This is a genomic window from Geodermatophilus sp. CPCC 206100 (genome assembly GCF_048569675.1).
In the GTDB taxonomy this organism is placed as follows: domain Bacteria; phylum Actinomycetota; class Actinomycetes; order Mycobacteriales; family Geodermatophilaceae; genus Geodermatophilus.
Genome location: NZ_JAQISV010000022.1, coordinates 1 through 17,019, shown reverse-complemented (window position 1 = coordinate 17,019; position 17,019 = coordinate 1). Strand labels below are relative to the sequence as shown.

The following is a 17,019-nucleotide window of genomic DNA, read 5'->3' as shown; positions in this document are numbered from 1 at the left end:
GCGCCAGAAGGTCGAGCGGGCGCAGAGCGAGCCGAAGCGATCCGGGACAGCTGACCGCAAGGAGCGCTCTCCCGGACAACGAGACGCGGCCACCGACTGCGCCTGGTGCGGCGGCCCCATCACCCGACGCAGCCGTGGGCCGATCCCCAAGTGGTGCTCGGCCACCTGCCGGCACCGCGCCTGGGAGCAGACCCGGGCCGCAGCGTCAGGCCGGTCCGCCGTGGAGGTCGTCGAGCGACGCGTCGAGGTCCCCGTCCCCGCCACACCGGCACGCCGCGACTGGCCCGGCCTGCTCGACGAACTCGCCCGCCAGGTCGACGACGGCCGCATCTACGACCGCGACCTGCTGGACCTGTCCGATGCGCTCGGCACCGTCCTCGAGGCATACCGCCGCCGGGCCTAGGTGCGCAGCGGATCCATCGAGTACCAGCGCCAGGCGCGCGCCCGGCAACAAGCCCGGAAGGGCCGGATCGGCTGAGGATCGACCGCGCTGCCGGAACTGCAGGTCAACTGGATAAGCGCTCACATGCTGGACCGCAGCTGTTTCCCATTGACCGGCGTTGGACGCCGTCACCGGCGACTCCTCGCACCGCCTTTGGAGGACCCAGATGCCGCACGTCGACGAGCCTCGCTCCGGGAACGACCTCATGACGCTCGCGGAGACTGCGGCATACCTGCGCACCCCGGTCGCCACTCTGCGCTACTGGCGACATCTCGACGTCGGACCGGCCGGCTTCCGGCTCGGCCGGCGGGTCATCTACCGGCGCGGCGACGTCGACCGCTGGCTCTCCGAGCGACAGGCCGCCGAGCTCCGCTGACGCATCGCTCCTGACCATCCGACCGTCGCGCTGGCGTCAGGCCTGCCTCGACCCCGCAGACGTCTGCCGTTCCCCCGTCCACAGCGGCGGCCCGTCCACAGATTGCTGTCGGGGCCACCGAGAAGGTGCCTGGCGCGCTATGCCCAATCGTCCGGCGCTGAAGCCGGGCTCTCGAGGACGAAGGCAGCGCTCATGGCCAGCATCTCCAGACTGCCCAACGGCAAGTACCGGCCCCGGTACCGGGACGAGCACGGCAAGGAGCACGCCCGGCACTTCGACCGGAAGGTCGACGCCCAGCGCTGGCTGAACGAGGTCACCGCCGCCATGGTCACCGGCACCTACGTCGACCCGAGCGCCGGCGGGCAGACCTTCGCCGAGTTCTACGCCGAGTGGTCGGCCCGGCAGGTGTGGGCGCCGGGCACCGACGCCGCGATGGGTTTGGCGGCCCGGTCGACCACGTTCGCCGACGTCCGGATGCGCGCGCTGCGGCGCTCGCACGTCGAGCAGTGGATCAAGGCCATGGTCACCCGCGGCCTGGCGCCGGGCACCATGCACACCCGGGCCAACAACGTCCGCGCCGTGCTCCGCGGAGCCGTCGCGGACCGGGTTATCCCCCGCGACCCCAGCGAGGGCGTCGCACTCCCCCGCCGTCGCCGCGCAGCCGCCGCCATGACCCTGCCGACGCCGGCCCAGGTCGGCGCACTCCTCCAGTCCGCCGACGACTCGTTCCGCGCCTTTGTCGGGCTGTGCGCTTTTGCCGGCCTCCGACTCGGCGAGGCGGCCGCCGTCCGCGTCAGCGACATCGACTTCCTCCGCCGCACGCTCACCGTCGCCCGCCAGGTGCAGCGAACCACCGGCGGCGGGATCGACATCCGCGCACCCAAGTACGGCAGCGAGCGGGGAGGTCTACCTCGCCCCCTCACTGGTCGACCTCCTCGCCCAACACGTCGCCGGGCACTGCCCGAAGGGGTACTGGATCTTCACTGGAGAAACCGGGGAGCCGCCACACCAGAACTCGATCGGCTACCGCTGGCGCACGACGCTGACGGCAGCGGGACTCACCGGCGTGAAGCTGCACGACCTCCGGCACTTCTACGCCTCGGGACTGATTGCCTCCGGCTGCGACGTCGTCACCGTCCAGCGGTCTCTCGGGCATGCCGCGGCGACCACGACGCTGAACACCTACAGCCACCTCTGGCCCACCGCGGAGGACCGGACGAGGCGTGCCGCGGAGCAACTGTTTGCGGACAGTTGCGCGCCTGCGGGACTCATCCAACCCGGGAGCCGCAAACCGCGTTGGCCGGTGAATCGCGGCTCAGGCAGCCAGGTTGTGAGCAGGGGATGTGAGGCGCTGAACGCATCGGGCCCCAGCGCTCGGTGCTCGACGGAAGTCCATCCGGTCTGCGTTGACCGCTCGACCGCCCAGGGCCCGCCCAGGCGTCCACCGCCCAGCGCTTACACAGTCACGGACGCCAACTCGGCGAGGTGTGGATGGCTGGCTATGACACGAGAACCCGAGATTCTTGCTACTCCGCCTGAAGCTCATCCCTAACGGACAAGGCCGGAGCCACCCCAGGATTGGTGGCGGATTCGAGGTGCTCCGTCAGAGAGTGACCACAACAACCCCGGCGAGGCGGTCGACCAAGTCGAGCGGTGCCGGACGGCCGACCTGAACGTCAACGACGTAACTCGGTGGGCGCACTCTCAGTCCCCGCAAGATGTGTGGAAAGTAGGGGCCGGGAAAGTGCCCGGTGTCGCTGGGCAGATTCTCGAAGATTGGCTCGTCAGCCAGGATGGTCCGTTCAGCGAGCGCGGCTGCGAAAGCGCCCCTGCGGTGTTTAGCCACGCTGGAGAAGATGCGTTTGGCGACCTCGCGTGGCCCGTGCTGATCCTTGACAAGGAAGTCACGAAGGTCACCCGGCCCCAGCTTGGAGAGATTGAGGTCCCACACAACGCCAGCGGGAAGGCTGGGGTCAACGAGATCCTCGAGCGGCACGGCTTCGGTCAAGACCAGTTCGGCCGTGTCAACCGGCGATACGAAAGACGACAACTGGTACGCGGTGATCATTGAGATAGCCATGCGCCGGCAGCGAACGCAGTCAGGCGACGCGCGATGAGAACATAATAGGGCCTCTCGGAATACTAGTCCTCCAGTGTATACGCCGTACAATGCAGGCACCTGGAATTGATCGGCCGTGGCTAGTAGGTCGCGGTACTGGCTCCCGTTCCGATGTCGAATATCTACCTGCCAGGAATCACCGCGGCGGTGCAGGCGCTTGGCCTGCACCAACATCCCGAAGCACTCGTCGGAGGTATGATCGAGCCACCACCACAAGTAGTCGGCGCCGACTCCCCGTCCTTCCTGTTGGCGGTTGAACTCGACGACCTTGATGGCGGGCGCCCCCTTATGGACCGCGACCGCGGTGACCGCCTCTTCGGTCCAGCCGAGTTCAGCTTCGTCGCGCTCATTCATGTAGCTTTCAGCAGTGGCCCGCACCCGTGCGAATGCAGCAAGTAGCCGGTCCGTATTCTGAGGAATAGTCATTGCTCTTCCGGGATGTTGGGGTAGCGGAGCGGGTCGACGAACGAGCCGGCACCTTTTTATCCATCTTGATAGGATCCCAGTCTCAATCGCGGTCCGCGACCAGAATCTCGTCGTCAGGCCATGCCCAATCGGGCCTCCACCACCCAAGGTCCGGGAACCAAGCAACGGCACCTTGCGATGTGAAGCTTCCAACAACCCATACGTGTGTCACGCCGGATGGAAGCTGAGGAGAAGCTTCTGGGAGAGGCTGATCGCGAAACTCAAGCTGAAACTGGATCCCGTAGTCCGTCCCAATAGTTGTCCAGATGAAGGCGTGCTTCTGGTCGGCGGGGTGTGCCAAGAGCTTCAAGGCCACATCTGGGGCTCTTGCCAAGATGCGCTCGACATAGTGACTCATGGTCTCGCTGGACGCGGACCCGCTCCAGCCTTCGGCGTGTAGATTGACATATCCCGAGCGTTGATCATCGTCCAGAGGGTAAAGTGCCTTGATGCCAAGCCGGCTGAACTCCTCCGGAAGGTCATGCGGCCTTCGTACCTGCTCGAGCTTGCCCTGCATCTGCAGCATCAACGACGACAGCACGCTAGTGACGTCCTTTACTCTCGCGCGCCGCGCGAGCTGCGCCGACCACACGCGCTGCAGCCCCGGAACGTTCACTCGGTGGCTCACCCGCTCTAAGGCGTCCCACTGTACATTGAAGCCCTCTTCATGGTCCGCGACGATCTCCAGAGCCGCTTCACCTTCTTGACCATGAATGAGCGCGTCTACTTGCGAATTCGCAGTGCCGTCCTCGTAGCGCGTCACTGGTACACCGAGAGCTGTCGAGACGACATGCCTCGCTATGCGCTCGTTCGCCTTCTCGGCCATCCCCAGACATTAATCGGTTGACTGCGAGCAGCGTTGGGACTGCGGGCAACCTGCCGCACACAGTCCCCCCCAGCGACGGCTGGGCGAACCACCATCGTGGCGGCCGGGCCAGAGAGCGCGAAGCTGCACGCCCCTCCGGCACTCCTACGCCGCCGGGCTGATCGCCTTCGGCTGCGACGTCGTCACCGTCCAGCGGCCTCTCGGGCACGCCAGTACGACCACGACCCTGAACACGTACAGCCACCTCTGGCCGACCGCGGAGGACCGGACGAGGCGTGCTGCGGAGCAACTGTTTGCGGACAGTTGCGGACTCTGTGCGGACTCGGACGCCCCCACAAGCCGCTGACCTGGGGAAACGTCCCCAGTCAGACGTTGAAGCGGAACTCCACGACGTCGCCGTCCTGCATGACGTAGTCCTTGCCCTCCATGCGCACCCAGCCGCGGGACTTCGCCTCCTGCATCGACCCGGCCTCGATCAGCTGGTCGTAGGAGACGATCTCGGCCTTGATGAAGCCGCGCTGGAAGTCGGTGTGGATGACGCCGGCCGCCTGGGGCGCCGTCGCGCCGATCGGGATCGTCCAGGCGCGGGCCTCCTTGGGCCCGGCGGTCAGATAGGTTTGCAGCCCCAGCGTGCCGAAGCCGACGCGGGCCAGCTGGTGCAGCCCGGGCTCATCCTGGCCGATGCCGGCGAGCAGCTCGGCGGCCTCCTCCTCGGGCAGCTCGGCGAGCTCGGCCTCGATCTTGGCGTCCATGAGGATCGCCTCGGCCGGCGCGACCATGGCCCGGAGCTCCGCGATGAGCGACTCGTTGGCCAGCTCCTCCTCGTCCACGTTGAACACGTAGAGAAACGGCTTGGTGGTCAGCAGGGTCAGCTCGCGCAGCGGCTCGGGGTCGACCCCGGCGGCGAACAGCGTCCGCCCCTCGTTCAGCACCTCCTGCGCGGCGAGGGCGACCGACAGCAGCGCGGCGCGCTCCTTGTCCTTCTTCGCCTCCTTCTCCAGCCGCGGGATCGCCTTCTCCAGCGTCTGCATGTCGGCGAGGACGAGCTCGGTGTTGATGGTCTCGATGTCGTCGGCCGGGCTCACCTTGCCCTCGACGTGGACGACGTCCGGGTCGGTGAACACCCGGATCACCTGGCAGATGGCGTCGCTCTCGCGGATGTTGGCCAGGAACTTGTTGCCCAGGCCGGCCCCCTCCGAGGCACCGCGCACGATGCCGGCGATGTCCACGAACGACACCGTCGCCGGGATGACCTTCTGCGAGCCGAAGACCTCGGCCAGCCGCCCCAGCCGGGGGTCGGGCACGCCCACCACGCCGACGTTGGGCTCGATGGTGGCGAACGGGTAGTTCGCGGCCAGGACGTCGTTCTTGGTCAACGCGTTGAACAGCGTCGACTTGCCGACGTTGGGCAGCCCGACGATGCCGATGGTGAGACTCACGGGAACCGAGGGTACGGGCCGCCCCGCGTCACCCCAGCGGCTTCTCCATCCGCGCCCGCGTCAGCGTCTCGCCGTCCACCGCCACGGTCTCCACCGCCACCTGCAGGTAGCCCATCCGCTCGAACACCGGCGCCGCCCGCCACGACGCGTGCGTCGTCAGCGAGGCCAGCCCGGCCGCGCGGGCGGCGGACTCCACCGCGGTCAGCAGCGCCCGCGCCACCCCTCGCCCCGCGGCGGACGGCGCCACGAACAGCTGGTCCACCTCGCCGGGGACCAGCCCGCCCACCGCGGTCAGCGCGACCGACGCGAACCCGGCCACCGCGCCGTCCAGCTCGGCCACCAGCACGGTCGTCGTCGCGAGGTACCGGGCGTGCGCCTCCTCCGACCGCCGCGCGGCCCACGCCGCGAGCTGCGTCGGCGAGTAGTGCCCCGCGGCCGACTGCTCGATCGCCGCCCGGCTCAGCGCGGCCAGCGCGGCGGCGTCCGCCGCCCGGCCGGCCCGGACCACGAGGGTCACGAGCGGCGACCGTAGCCCCCGCCCCGGCCGCGGTCGACCGGGTCTCAGCCGCCCGGCCGGGGCAGGAGCCCGCGCTCCACGGCGACCATCACCGCGCGGGTGCGGTCGTCGACGCCGAGCTTGGCGAACACCCGCAGCAGGTGCGTCTTCACCGTGGCCTCGCCGATGAACAGCTCCCGGCCGATGTCGGCGTTGGTCAGCCCGCGCGCCACCCCGGCCAGCACCTCGAGCTCCCGGGCGGTCGGCGCCTCCACCGCCGGCGCCCGCAGGTGCGAGACCAGCCGCGCGGCGACCGGCGGCGCCAGCACCGTCTCCCCGCGCGCGGCGGCCCGGACGGCGTCGGCCAGCTGCGGCAGCGGCGCGTCCTTGAGCAGGTAGCCGGTCGCCCCGGCCGCGACGGCCCGCACGATGTCGGCGTCGGTGTCGTAGGTGGTCAGTACCAGCACCCGGACGCCGGGGTGTGCCGCGCCGATCCGCTCCGTCGCGGTCACGCCGTCCATCCGCGGCATCCGCAGGTCCATGAGGACGACGTCCGGCGCCTCGGCCGCCACCAGGGCCAGCGCCTCGAGCCCGTCGCCGGCCTCCCCCACCACCGTGAGGTCCTCCTGCGCGTCGAGCCACCCCACCAGTCCCCCGCGCACGACGGGGTGGTCGTCCACCACCAGCACCCGGATCATGGCTCGACTCCGGTCTCGTTCGGCTCGGCGCTCGCCGGCGCTCGCTGCGATGCTCGCTCGACCGTCGTCTTCGGGGCGATGGTCACGAGCCCGGCACCCGCACGGTCACCCGCGTCCCGGCACCCGGCGACGACGCGACGTCCACCGAGCCGCCGACCGCGGCCACCCGGCCGCGCAGCCCCTCCAGCCCGGCGCCGCCCGGCGAGTCCGGGTCGAAGCCGACGCCGTCGTCCTCCACGTGCACCGAGACCTGCCCGGCCACCCGCGACAGCCGGATCACGACCGCCGTCGCCGCGGCGTGCCGGCGCACGTTGGTCAGCGCCTCCTGCGCCCCGCGCAGCAGCACCACCTCCTCGTCCCGCCGCAGCTCCGGCCCCGACCCCAGCGCGGACGTGTCCACCCGCACCGCCAGGCCGGTCTCGCGGGCGAACCGCGCCGCCAGCCGCTCCAGCGCCTCCACCAGCGTCGAGTCCTCCAGGCCGGCCGGGCGGAACGCGGCCACCACCGCGCGCGCCTCGGCCAGGTTGTCGCGGGCGACGTCCTCGATGACCGCCAGCCGCTCGCGGGCCGCGGCGGGGTCGGTGTCGAGCTGCGCCGCCGCCGTCTGGGCGAGGACGACGATGCTCGTGTAGCCCTGCGCGAGGGTGTCGTGCACCTCGCGGGCCAGCCGCTCCCGCTCCGCCAGCACCCCCCGCTCGTGCTGGGCCGCGGCCAGCGACGCCCGCGTGCGCTCCAGCTCCCGGATCAGCAGCGCCCGCTGCCGGCTCTGCTCCAGCACGCGGAACACCCAGAGCCCCATCGCGAGGCTGAAGACCAGGCCGACGAGCGTCTGCGCGGGACCGGAGATCGGCTCGTCCCCGCGCGACCAGGCGACGAACGGGCCGATCGTGCTCGCCGCGGCCAGGGCGAGCGTCCAGGCCATGCCGCGGGGGACCCGCTCGGACAGGAACCACACCTGCGGATAGCCGAGGAACAGCAGGAAGAGCAGCGACGGCTCCTGCCAGGCCAGGACGCCGAACACCAGGACCAGCACCACCAGGTAGGCCGTCGCGCGGCACTGGTCGCGGCTGGTGATCGCCGGGGCGCCGAGCAGCGCGTAGGCGACCGCGAGCACGCCGAGCGCGGCCAGCAGCGCGGGCTTCGAGCCGTCGACCGGCGAGAGGGCGATGGTGACCACCGCGATCGTCAGCATGAGCACGAAGACGACGTGCAGGCCGCGGACGGTGATCCGCCATCCGCGCTCGGACAGCGGCGGGCCGCCGTCGCCCTCCTCACCGAAGGGGTCGACGGCGGCCCGGGGCTCGACGGAGCGGGTCATCCGTCGGCCCGGCGCCAGCGGAACGTGCGCACGCACACCACGGCACCGATGATCACCCATGCGGCCAGCACCAGGGCGATCCGGCCGTGCTCCCAGCTGCCCGCCGCCTCGGCCGCGGCGGCCTGCTCGGGCAGGAACGCCGAGCGCATGCCCTGGGTCATCCACTTCAGCGGGAAGACCGCGGCGACCTGCTGCATCCAGCCCGGCAGCTCGCCGAAGGCGAAGAAGACCCCCGAGAAGAACTGCAGGACGATCGCGAACGCGGAGATGCCGGTGGTCACCGACGTCGCGCTGCCCCGGAGCGCGGAGACCGCGATGCCCAGCACGGTGCCGGCCAGGGCGCCCAGTGCCGCGACCCACGCGAACGTCAGCCAGTGCGCCAGGTCGACCGGCATCGGCACGTCGTAGCCGTACCGGGCCACCGGCAGCAGGAGCGCCAGCTGCGCCGCCGTCGTCACCAGCACCTGACCGGCCTTGCCGCCGAAGTAGGCCACCGGCGGCGTGCCCAGGAGCTGCAGCCGCTCCAGCTGGCCGTTCTCGCGCTCGGTCGCGATCGACGTGCCCACCGCCTGGAAGCTGGTCAGCATGATGCCGGTCGCCGCGATGCCGGCCAGGAAGTACTGCGGGAAGGGGACGTCGCCGGGCAGCACGTCGCCCCCCAGCACCGCGCCGAAGATCACCATCATCACGACCGGGTAGGCGAACGAGAACACCACCTGCTGGCGCTCGCGGGAGAAGAGCCGCAGCTCCAGGCCGATCCGCGCCCAGGTGATGGCCAGGGCCGACGGTGGCGCCGGGCGGACGGTGGTCGGGGTCAGGACGGCGGTCATCGGAGCGACTCCTCTGCACGGGTGGGGACGGCGCCGACGAGCTGGAGGTAGACGTCCTCCAGGCCGGGCCGGGTGACGGTGAGGCCGGGGACCTCGTCGCGGGGGTGCGCGGCCAGCAGGTCGCGCAGCACGGACGACGGGTTCTCCGTGCCGACCTCGCGGCGGACGCCCGCCTCGAGCCAGCTGACGGTGGCCCGGCGGCGCAGCTCGGCGCCGAGCTCGGCCGGCGGGGCGACGTCCACGAGCCGGCCGTCCGCGATCACGCCGACCCGGTCGGCCAGCTCGGCGGCCTCGTCGAGGTAGTGGGTGGTCAGCAGCACCGTGGCGCCCTCGGCCCGCAGCCCGCGCACCAGCTCCCAGAACTGCCGGCGGGCCACCGGGTCCATGCCGGTCGTGGGCTCGTCGAGGAAGACCAGCTCCGGGCGCCCCTGCACCCCGAGGGCGACCGCGAGCCGCCGCCGCTGCCCGCCGGACAGCGCCGAGACCCGGGTACCGGCCTTCTGCTCCAGACCCGTCACGGCGAGCAGGTCGCCGGTCGGTCGCGGGATCGCGTGGTACCGGGCGAAGTGGTCGAGGGCCTCGCGGACGGTGAGGGCCTGCCCGGCGGGCTCGCCCTGGCTCACCACCCCGAGCCGGGCGCGCCAGTCGCGGCGCCCGGTGGCGGGGTCGACGCCGAGCACCGACACGTCGCCCTCGTCGCGGCGCCGGACGCCCTCCAGGATCTCGATCGTCGTCGTCTTGCCCGCGCCGTTGGGCCCGAGCAGCGCGAAGCACTCGCCCTGCCGGACGTCGAGGTCGAGCCCGTCGACGACGGCCGTGCCGCCGTAGCGCTTGGTGAGGCCGCGCACCCGCACGGCCGGCTGGTGCCCGGTCGCCGTCCCGCTGCGGGAGGGCGCCTGCTCGATCGCTGTCATGGCATGAGCCTGTCCGCGGCGCCGTCCCCGGGGGACCGCCGAACCGGTGGTCCGCCGTCCACCGGTCGGTGGACGGCGGAGGTCAGCCGATCCGCGGCGACCCCCGCCTGCCTCCCCGTGGGTCAGCGGCTCAGGCCCTGCCACCGCCGCACGCTGAGCACCGCGAAGACCACGGTCAGCACCACCGGCCAGCCGAGGGCGAGCGCGAGCGCGTGCTCGGTGGCCCAGCCGACCCCCGCGTCCACCGGCTGCCCCAGCAGCTCCCGCACGGCGGTGACCGTGGTCGACAGCGGGTTCCACTCGGCGACCGTCGCCAGCCACCCGGGCATCGTCGAGGCCGGCACGAAGGCGCCCGACAGGAAGCCGAACGGCCACACGAGGATCTGCACCGCGGTCACGGTGGCCGGGTCGCGGGTGAGCAGGCCCAGGTAGATGCCCATCCAGAGGAAGGCCACCCGGAGCAGCAGGAGCAGCCCGACGGCGGCCAGCACCTCGACCGGTCCGCCGGGGCGCCAGCCGATGGCGAACGCGGCCGCCACGAGCACGGCCAGCCCGAGCACCGAGGAGGCCAGGTCGGCCAGGCAGCGGCCGGCGACGACCGCCGAGGGCGCCATCGGCAGCGACCGGAACCGGTCGGTGATCCCCCGGTTGGCGTCGGTGACCACCGCGGTCATGGTCGCCTCGAGGCCGAACACCATGGCCAGCCCGAGCATCCCGGGCACGAGGAAGTCCCGGTAGTCGCCGCCGCCGGGCACGACCATCGCGCCGCCGAAGAGGTACACGAACATCAGCAGGATCAGCACGGGGAACAGCGCCCCGACCAGCACCGCGGCCGGCTGCCGCCGCCAGTGGGCAACGTCCCGGCCGGCGACGGCGACCGCGTCGGCCACCGCCCACCGCAGCCGCTCGGCGCGGGTCTCGGGCGCGAGGACGGCCGCGCTCACGCCGGCACCTCCACCCGCTCCGCGCCGGTGATCCGGAGGTAGGCCTCGTCGAGGGTGGTCGGGCGCAGCACCAGGTCGTCGACCCCGATGCCGGCCTCGTCCAGCGCCCGGACCACGGCACCCACCACTCCCGGGTACCGGTCGACGGCCACCACCACGCGGGTGCCCTCTCCCGGTGTCCGGTCGGCCGGGCCCGCCGCCGCCCGCTCGGCGAGGTGCACCGCCTCCGCCGCCCGCGCCGGGTCGCTGACCACGAGCTCCAGCCGGTCACCGCCGATGGCCGCGGTCAGCTCCCGCGGCGTCCCACGGGCGGCGACCCGGCCGTGGTCGAGGACGCAGACGTCGTCGGCGAGCTGCTCGGCCTCCTCCAGGTACTGGGTGGTCAGCAGCACGGTCGTGCCACCGGCGACCAGCGCCCGCACGGCGTCCCAGACATCACGCCGCCCCGCCGGGTCCAGCCCCGTGGTCGGCTCGTCGAGGAAGAGCACCTGCGGCGCCAGGACCAGCGCCGCGGCGATGTCGAGCCGGCGGCGCATCCCGCCGGAGAACTGCCGCACCGGCCGCTCGTCCACGTCGGCCAGGCCGACCTGGGCGAGCAGCTCGCCGGCCCGCCGGTGCGCCGACCGCCGGTCCAGGTGGTGCAGCCGGGCGAACAGCACCAGGTTGGCCCGCGCGCCGAGGACGTCGTCCACCGCCGGCTGCTGCCCCACCATGCCGATGCGCCGGCGCACCTCGCGCGGCCGCCGCAGGACGTCGACGCCGGCCACCTCCACGGCTCCGCCCTCCGGGCGCAGGAGCGTCGTCATCACCCGGACCGCCGTCGTCTTGCCCGCCCCGTTGGGCCCGAGCAGCGCGCAGACCCGGCCGTCGCCCACCTCCAGGTCGACCTCGTCGAGCACCGCCGTCCCGCCGTACCGCTTCGTCAGCCCGCTCACCCGGATGGCCGCCACCAACCCACCTCCGTACGCTGTACGTAATTCTGGCCGGACGACACCATACGCCGTACGGAGATGGCGCGCCACGGAGCTGGGGGAGGCTGGGGACATGGCGACCGAGTTCACCGGGACGGGCGACCCGGCCCGGAGCATGGCCCTGCTGTGGCGGGCCGGGGGCGACCCCGGTCCGCGCCCGGGGCCCCGGCCGGGCCTGGACGTCGACCGCATCGTCACCGCGGCGGTGCGGCTGGCCGACGCCGAGGGGCTGGCCGCCCTGTCGATGCGCCGGGTCGCGGCCGACCTGGGGGTCGGTGCGATGAGCCTCTACACGCACGTGCCCGGCAAGGGCGAGCTGGTCGACCTCATGCTGGACGCCGTCCTCGCCGAGCTGTACCCGGACGAGGAGGTGGTCCGCGGCGGCGACTGGCGCGCCCGCCTGGCGGCGGTGGCCCGCGCCAACTGGGACCTCTTCCTCCGCCACCCCTGGGCGCTGCACGTGGCCACCGGCCGGCCGCCCCTCGGCCCGGGCCTCATGCGCAAGTACGAGCTGGAGCTGCGGGCCGTCGACGGCCTGGGCCTGCCCGAGGTCGAGATGGACCTGCTGGTCACCCTGGTCACCGGCTTCGTGCGCGGCACCGTCAGCGGAGTGCAGGAGAAGGCCGACGCCGAGCGGCTCACCGGCACCACCGAGGACGAGTGGTGGGCGGCCACCGAGCCCTACGTCGCGCAGGTCTTCGACGCCGAGCGCTTCCCGACCGCCGCGCGGGTCGGCCCGGTCGCCGGCGAGGAGCTGGGCGCCTACGACCCGGAGCGGTCCTTCGAGTTCGGGCTGGCCCGGCTGCTCGACGGGATCGGCGTCCTCGTTCCCGCCGGGGTGCCCGACGACCGGACGGCGTCCTAGCCTTGCGCGGGTGGCATCCGACGAGCTGCGGCGACTGGTGCAGCGGCGCCTGCTGGAACTGGGCGAGACCGTCGAGGGAGCCTCCCGGCGATCCCGCTGGGCGGTCGCCCCGGAGACGATCGCGCGCATCGCGCACGGCCGGCACTCCGGCCTGGTGAGCGAGCGGCTGGCGGCGGCTCTGGCCCTGGCGATCGACGTGCCGGAGAACCGGGTCCGGCGCGCGGTCGGGCTGCCACTGGTCCACGACGTCCGCGCCGACGTGAAGACCGGTCCGCACCTGCGCGTGGTCGGGGACGACGGGCGCCCGCAGTAGCCCCGACGGCGGCGTCCGAAAACCGCCAGTCAGCCCACCGGCCGGCTGCCATGCTCGGTCCGTGACCCGGTCCCTCGACCCCGAGCGCTGCTACCGCGCGGTCGCCAGCCGCGACGCCCGCTTCGACGGCTGGTTCTTCACCGCCGTCGGCACCACCGGCATCTACTGCCGGCCCTCCTGCCCGGCCCGCACGCCACTGGCCCGCAACGTCAGCTTCTTCTCCACCGCAGCCGCCGCCCAGGGCGCCGGCTACCGCGCCTGCCGGCGGTGCCGGCCCGACGCGGTCCCCGGGTCCCCGGAGTGGGACGTGCGCGCCGACGTCGTGGCCCGCGCGATGCGGCTGATCGGCGACGGCGAGGTGGAGCGCACCGGCGTCCCGGGACTGGCCGCGCGACTCGGCTACTCCGAGCGGCAGCTGCACCGGCTGCTCGTCGGCGAGCTCGGGGTCGGCCCGCTCGCCCTGGCCCGGGCCCAGCGGGCGCAGACCGCCCGGCTGCTGATCGAGACCACCGCGCTGCCGATGGCCGACGTCGCCTTCGCCGCCGGCTTCGCCAGCATCCGGCAGTTCAACGACACCGTCCGCGAGGTGTACGCGACGACGCCCACCGGCCTCCGCGGCACCGCACCGGCGGCCCCGTCCGGAGCTCCCGGCGAACTCGTGCTCCGGCTGGCCGCCCGCGCCCCCTACCCGGCCGAGGAGGTGCTGCACTTCCTGGGCGCGCACGCCGTGCCGGGACTCGAGGAGTGGGACGGGACGACGTTCGCCCGCGTCCTCGACCTGCCCCACGGGCCGGCCGTCGTCCGCCTCTCCCCCGCCGCCGACGGGAGCCCCGCGGTGTCCGCCCGGCTGCGCCTCCCCGAGCTGCGCGACCTCGGGGTGGCGGTCGCCCGGTGCCGCCGGATGCTGGACCTGGACGCCGACCCGGCCGCGGTCGACGACGTCCTGTCCACCGATGCTGCCCTGGCCGCGCTCGTGGCCGGCGCCCCCGGCCGCCGGGTGCCCGCCTCCCCCGACGCCGACGAGCTCGCCGTCCGGGCGGTGCTGGGCCAGCAGGTGTCGGTGGCCGGCGCCCGGACGCTCACCGCGCGCCTGCTCACCGCCGCCGGCACGCCGCTGCCCGAGCCGGTCGGCACGCTCACCCACGCCTTCCCCCGGGCGGCCGCGCTGGCCGGCGCCGACCTGACCGCCGTCGGGCTGACCGGCGCCCGCCGGCGGACCGTGCACGCCCTGGCCGCCGCCCTCGCCTGCGGCGCGGTCTGCCTGGACGCCGGCGCCGACCGCGAGGAGGCCACCGGGGCGCTGCGCGCGGTCCCCGGCATCGGCCCCTGGACCGCGGCGCTCGTGGCGCTGCGCGGGCTGGCCGACCCCGACGTGTGGTTGCCCGGTGACCTCGCGTTGCGGCGCTCGCTGGCCCGGCTCGGCAGCTCCGACTCCGATGCGGCCACCCGCTGGCGCCCGTGGCGTTCGTACGCCGTCATGCACCTGTGGGCGATGGCCGTCCCCGACCTCTTCCCCCGCCGCCCGCCGTCCCTCCCCGAACGGAGCGCCTCATGACCGCCCAGCCCGCCCGGTTCGCCACCGTCGACACCCCGCCCGGGCCGTTCACCGTCGTCGTCACCACCGCGCCCGACGGCTCGGACGTCGTCCTCGCCAGCGGCTGGACCGAGGACGTCGCCGAGCTGCTGCCCGTGGTGCACCGCGCCCTGCGCCCCACCTGGGTGGAGCGGGCCGAGCACCTGCCGGTCCTCGACGCGGTGACGGCCTTCGTCGACGGCGACGTCACCGCGATCGACGACGTCCCGGTGCGCCAGCGCTCCGGCCCCTTCCTCGAGGACGCGTGGGAGGTGCTGCGCACCGTGCCGGCCGGCGAGCCGGACACCTACGCCGCCTTCGCCGCCCGCTGCGGCCGCCCGGCGGCGGTGCGGGCCGCGGCCAACGCCTGCGCCCGCAACGCCACGGCGCTGTTCGTGCCCTGCCACCGGGTCCTCGGCTCGGACGGCGGCCTGGGCGGCTTCCGCTGGGGGACGCCGGTCAAGCGCTGGCTGCTCGACCACGAGGCGGCCCACGCGCCCGCCGCCGCGCAACCCCTCGAGGTGTAGGGAGCGCGCCCCGCGTCCACCGGCGACCCCGCGGGAACGGCTCCCGATGCCGACCCACCCCGCGGGGCTCCCCGGAACTGTCGGACCCGTCGGGCAGGCTCCCGCGTCGTGGACGCCGCCTCCCTGCTCATCGGTCTCCTCGTCGGCGCGCTGCTGGCCACCGCGGTCACCCTCGGTGTCGTCGCACTGGTCTCCCGGCGCCGGCCGGGCGAGGAGGGGCTCGAGCCGGTGCACGAGTCCCTGGACCACCTGCACCGGCTGCTCGCCGGCATGGAGCGCGCCCGGGCCACCGCGCACGGGGAGCTGCGCGAGCAGATGGGGACCGTGGGCCAGACGTCCTCCCTGCTGCGGCAGGAGACCGCGGCGCTGGTGACCGCGCTGCGCACCCCGCACGTGCGCGGCCGCTGGGGCGAGGTGCAGCTGCGCCGGGTGGTGGAGGTGGCCGGCCTGCTCGAGCACTGCGACTTCGTCGAGCAGCCCAGCGCCACCAACGACGCGGGCGCCGGCGTCCGGCCCGACCTGGTCGTCACCCTGGCCGACGGGCGCCAGGTGGTCGTGGACGCCAAGGTCCCCTTCACCGGCTACATCGAGGCGGTGCAGGCCGAGGACGTCGCCGTCCGCGCGGAGCGGGTCACCGCCCACGCCCGGCAGCTGCGCGCCCACGTCGACGCGCTCGCCGCCCGCCGTTACCCGACGGCGTTCCGGCCGGCGGCGCCGTTCACCGTCCTGTTCGTCCCCTCCGACGGCTTCCTCATCACGGCGCTGGAGGCCGAGCCCGGGCTGCTCGAGTACGGCTTCGCCCGCGACATCGTCCTGGCCACCCCCAGCACGCTGCTGGCCCTGCTGCGCACCGTCGCCTACTCGTGGCGGCAGGAGCGGCTGGCGCGGGACGCCGACCAGGTGCTGGAGGTCGGCCGGCGGCTGCACGCCCGGCTGACGACCCTCTCGGGTCACCTCACCCGGCTCGGCTCGGCGCTGAGCTCGGCGACGGCCCGCTACAACGAGACGGTCGGCTCCTACGAGAGCTCGGTGCTCGTCGCCGCGCGCCGCTTCGACGACCTCGGGGTGGCCGAGAGCCCCGTGCCGGTCCCCGCCCAGCTGGAGGCGACGGTCCGCCCCCTGCGCCCGGCCGACCAGCCCGCCGTCGGGAGCGCCGGACCGGCGGAGGAGCGCGACGGCACCCACGGCTGACCCGGGCCGCCGGACACCCCAGCCGCCGCGGCAGCAACGGTCCGTCACACCAGTCCCGCCCGCCCCGCCGGGTGCTCGATGCCGGGACTCGTTTTGGCACTTCTGCACATCGCGCGTCGGTGTCGTCGCCTCGTTCCCATCGCTACCGTGATCTCCGACAGCAGGACCTCCTCCGGGGGTCCGCTCCGAGGGGACGGGGAGGTGCGCCATGGCCTCGGCGAGCACGGCCGACACCTGGCGGGAGACCGCAGCACGCCGGGAACGGCGCAGCGCCCCCCGGGCTCCGCGGCCCGAGGTGGCTGCCGACGCCGGCCTGTCCCGGCCGCCGGTCCCGCCGCCGGCACCGCGCATGCGGTCCACGGACATCCCGCCCCTGCCGGAGCACCTGGTCCGCGCCGCGCGCCGGCCGGCCGGTGACGAGCTGTCGTCCACCCGTCCCCCGCGCACGCCCGTGCCGCCGCGCCCGGCGGCCGTCCGGCCCGTCGCCGCCCGTCCTGCCGAGCGGCAGCGCCCGGTCGTCCAGGACGGCCCGCTGGAGCAGGCCCGCCCGGTGGAGCACGCTCGTCCGGTGGAGCACAGTCGACCCGTGGAGTACGACCGCCGGGTCGACCACCCCCTCGATCGCGAGCCCGCCGCCGGCCGTCGCCGAACCGCCCGGCCCGCCGAGGCGCGCGCCGCCGGCCGGCGGTAGCCCGAGCCCGAGCGGGGCAGC

At 73.7% G+C, this 17,019-nt stretch carries 19 protein-coding genes; 9 read left to right on the top strand and 10 right to left on the bottom strand.

Features of this window, described 5'->3' with window-relative positions; genetic code table 11:
* Positions 1-220: 220 nt before the first annotated feature.
* From PGN05_RS12405 to PGN05_RS12395, 3 genes are all read left to right on the top strand, one after another.
* Positions 221-403: a hypothetical protein gene (locus tag PGN05_RS12405; protein WP_419752855.1), complete on the top strand. Its 183-nt coding sequence runs from the start codon at positions 221-223 to the stop codon at positions 401-403.
* A gap of 205 nt (positions 404-608) precedes the next feature.
* Positions 609-818 carry a helix-turn-helix transcriptional regulator gene (locus PGN05_RS12400; protein WP_419752854.1) on the top strand — a complete coding sequence of 70 codons (210 nt, stop codon included), beginning with the start codon at positions 609-611 and terminating at the stop codon, positions 816-818.
* 736 nt (positions 819-1,554) lie between these two features.
* Entirely contained in the window at positions 1,555-2,370 is an 816-nt protein-coding gene (locus PGN05_RS12395; protein WP_419752853.1) for a tyrosine-type recombinase/integrase, read from the top strand.
* A 51-nt stretch (positions 2,371-2,421) separates the two neighbouring features.
* Here the strand turns inward: PGN05_RS12395 and PGN05_RS12390 are convergent, their stop codons facing one another.
* From PGN05_RS12390 to PGN05_RS12345, 10 genes are all read right to left on the bottom strand, one after another.
* A complete protein-coding gene (locus PGN05_RS12390) occupies positions 2,422-3,363 on the bottom strand; it encodes a hypothetical protein (protein ID WP_419752852.1) in 942 nt (313 codons plus the stop codon).
* Positions 3,364-3,445: 82 nt separating this feature from the next.
* On the bottom strand, positions 3,446-4,228 hold the full coding sequence (locus PGN05_RS12385; RefSeq protein ID WP_419752851.1) for a hypothetical protein: 783 nt from the start codon (positions 4,226-4,228) through the stop codon (positions 3,446-3,448).
* 365 nt (positions 4,229-4,593) lie between these two features.
* Positions 4,594-5,667: a redox-regulated ATPase YchF gene (gene ychF / locus PGN05_RS12380; protein WP_419752850.1), complete on the bottom strand. Its 1,074-nt coding sequence runs from the start codon at positions 5,665-5,667 to the stop codon at positions 4,594-4,596.
* Between the two features lie 28 nt (positions 5,668-5,695).
* Positions 5,696-6,184, bottom strand: coding sequence for a GNAT family N-acetyltransferase (locus tag PGN05_RS12375; protein WP_419752849.1), 489 nt, complete (start codon positions 6,182-6,184; stop codon positions 5,696-5,698).
* 44 nt (positions 6,185-6,228) lie between these two features.
* The gene (locus PGN05_RS12370) at positions 6,229-6,861 is read right to left on the bottom strand and encodes a response regulator (protein ID WP_419752848.1); all 633 of its coding nucleotides are present in this window, start codon (positions 6,859-6,861) and stop codon (positions 6,229-6,231) included.
* Positions 6,862-6,943: 82 nt separating this feature from the next.
* A complete protein-coding gene (locus PGN05_RS12365) occupies positions 6,944-8,179 on the bottom strand; it encodes a sensor histidine kinase (RefSeq protein WP_419752847.1) in 1,236 nt (411 codons plus the stop codon).
* The gene (locus PGN05_RS12360; RefSeq protein ID WP_419752846.1) at positions 8,176-9,009 is read right to left on the bottom strand and encodes an ABC transporter permease; all 834 of its coding nucleotides are present in this window, start codon (positions 9,007-9,009) and stop codon (positions 8,176-8,178) included. The genes PGN05_RS12365 and PGN05_RS12360 overlap by 4 nt, the downstream gene beginning before the upstream one ends.
* Entirely contained in the window at positions 9,006-9,923 is a 918-nt protein-coding gene (locus tag PGN05_RS12355; protein WP_419752845.1) for an ABC transporter ATP-binding protein, read from the bottom strand. Before PGN05_RS12355 ends, PGN05_RS12360 begins: the two co-directional genes overlap by 4 nt.
* 122 nt (positions 9,924-10,045) lie before the next feature.
* On the bottom strand, positions 10,046-10,867 hold the full coding sequence (locus PGN05_RS12350) for an ABC transporter permease (RefSeq protein ID WP_419752844.1): 822 nt from the start codon (positions 10,865-10,867) through the stop codon (positions 10,046-10,048).
* A complete protein-coding gene (locus PGN05_RS12345; protein WP_419752843.1) occupies positions 10,864-11,817 on the bottom strand; it encodes an ABC transporter ATP-binding protein in 954 nt (317 codons plus the stop codon). Before PGN05_RS12345 ends, PGN05_RS12350 begins: the two co-directional genes overlap by 4 nt.
* Positions 11,818-11,911: 94 nt before the next feature.
* Between PGN05_RS12345 and PGN05_RS12340 the strand changes: the two genes are divergently transcribed.
* From PGN05_RS12340 to PGN05_RS12315, 6 genes are all read left to right on the top strand, one after another.
* A complete protein-coding gene (locus PGN05_RS12340) occupies positions 11,912-12,703 on the top strand; it encodes a TetR/AcrR family transcriptional regulator (RefSeq protein ID WP_419752842.1) in 792 nt (263 codons plus the stop codon).
* A gap of 10 nt (positions 12,704-12,713) precedes the next feature.
* Positions 12,714-13,016 (top strand): hypothetical protein, encoded by a 303-nt coding sequence (locus tag PGN05_RS12335; protein WP_419752841.1) that lies wholly within the window; start codon positions 12,714-12,716, stop codon positions 13,014-13,016.
* A gap of 61 nt (positions 13,017-13,077) precedes the next feature.
* A complete protein-coding gene (locus PGN05_RS12330; RefSeq protein WP_419752840.1) occupies positions 13,078-14,571 on the top strand; it encodes an AlkA N-terminal domain-containing protein in 1,494 nt (497 codons plus the stop codon).
* Positions 14,568-15,116, top strand: a complete 549-nt coding sequence (locus PGN05_RS12325) for a methylated-DNA--[protein]-cysteine S-methyltransferase (protein WP_419752839.1) — start codon at positions 14,568-14,570, stop codon at positions 15,114-15,116. Before PGN05_RS12330 ends, PGN05_RS12325 begins: the two co-directional genes overlap by 4 nt.
* A gap of 108 nt (positions 15,117-15,224) precedes the next feature.
* The gene (locus PGN05_RS12320) at positions 15,225-16,307 is read left to right on the top strand and encodes a DNA recombination protein RmuC (protein WP_419752838.1); all 1,083 of its coding nucleotides are present in this window, start codon (positions 15,225-15,227) and stop codon (positions 16,305-16,307) included.
* A gap of 208 nt (positions 16,308-16,515) precedes the next feature.
* A complete protein-coding gene (locus PGN05_RS12315) occupies positions 16,516-16,998 on the top strand; it encodes a hypothetical protein (RefSeq protein WP_419752837.1) in 483 nt (160 codons plus the stop codon).
* The last annotated feature ends 21 nt before the right edge of the window (positions 16,999-17,019 follow it).

Excerpts from the sequence above, each read along its gene's own strand:
- PGN05_RS12400 (WP_419752854.1), top strand. The coding sequence starts at position 609 with ATGCCGCACGTCGACGAGCCTCGCTCCGGGAACGACCTCATGACGCTC.
- PGN05_RS12390 (WP_419752852.1), bottom strand. The coding sequence starts at position 3,363 with ATGACTATTCCTCAGAATACGGACCGGCTACTTGCTGCATTCGCACGG.
- PGN05_RS12385 (WP_419752851.1), bottom strand. The coding sequence starts at position 4,228 with ATGGCCGAGAAGGCGAACGAGCGCATAGCGAGGCATGTCGTCTCGACA.
- PGN05_RS12370 (WP_419752848.1), bottom strand. The coding sequence starts at position 6,861 with ATGATCCGGGTGCTGGTGGTGGACGACCACCCCGTCGTGCGCGGGGGA.
- PGN05_RS12365 (WP_419752847.1), bottom strand. The coding sequence starts at position 8,179 with ATGACCCGCTCCGTCGAGCCCCGGGCCGCCGTCGACCCCTTCGGTGAG.
- PGN05_RS12360 (WP_419752846.1), bottom strand. The coding sequence starts at position 9,009 with ATGACCGCCGTCCTGACCCCGACCACCGTCCGCCCGGCGCCACCGTCG.
- PGN05_RS12355 (WP_419752845.1), bottom strand. The coding sequence starts at position 9,923 with ATGACAGCGATCGAGCAGGCGCCCTCCCGCAGCGGGACGGCGACCGGG.
- PGN05_RS12340 (WP_419752842.1), top strand. The coding sequence starts at position 11,912 with ATGGCGACCGAGTTCACCGGGACGGGCGACCCGGCCCGGAGCATGGCC.
- PGN05_RS12325 (WP_419752839.1), top strand. The coding sequence starts at position 14,568 with ATGACCGCCCAGCCCGCCCGGTTCGCCACCGTCGACACCCCGCCCGGG.
- PGN05_RS12315 (WP_419752837.1), top strand. The coding sequence starts at position 16,516 with ATGGCCTCGGCGAGCACGGCCGACACCTGGCGGGAGACCGCAGCACGC.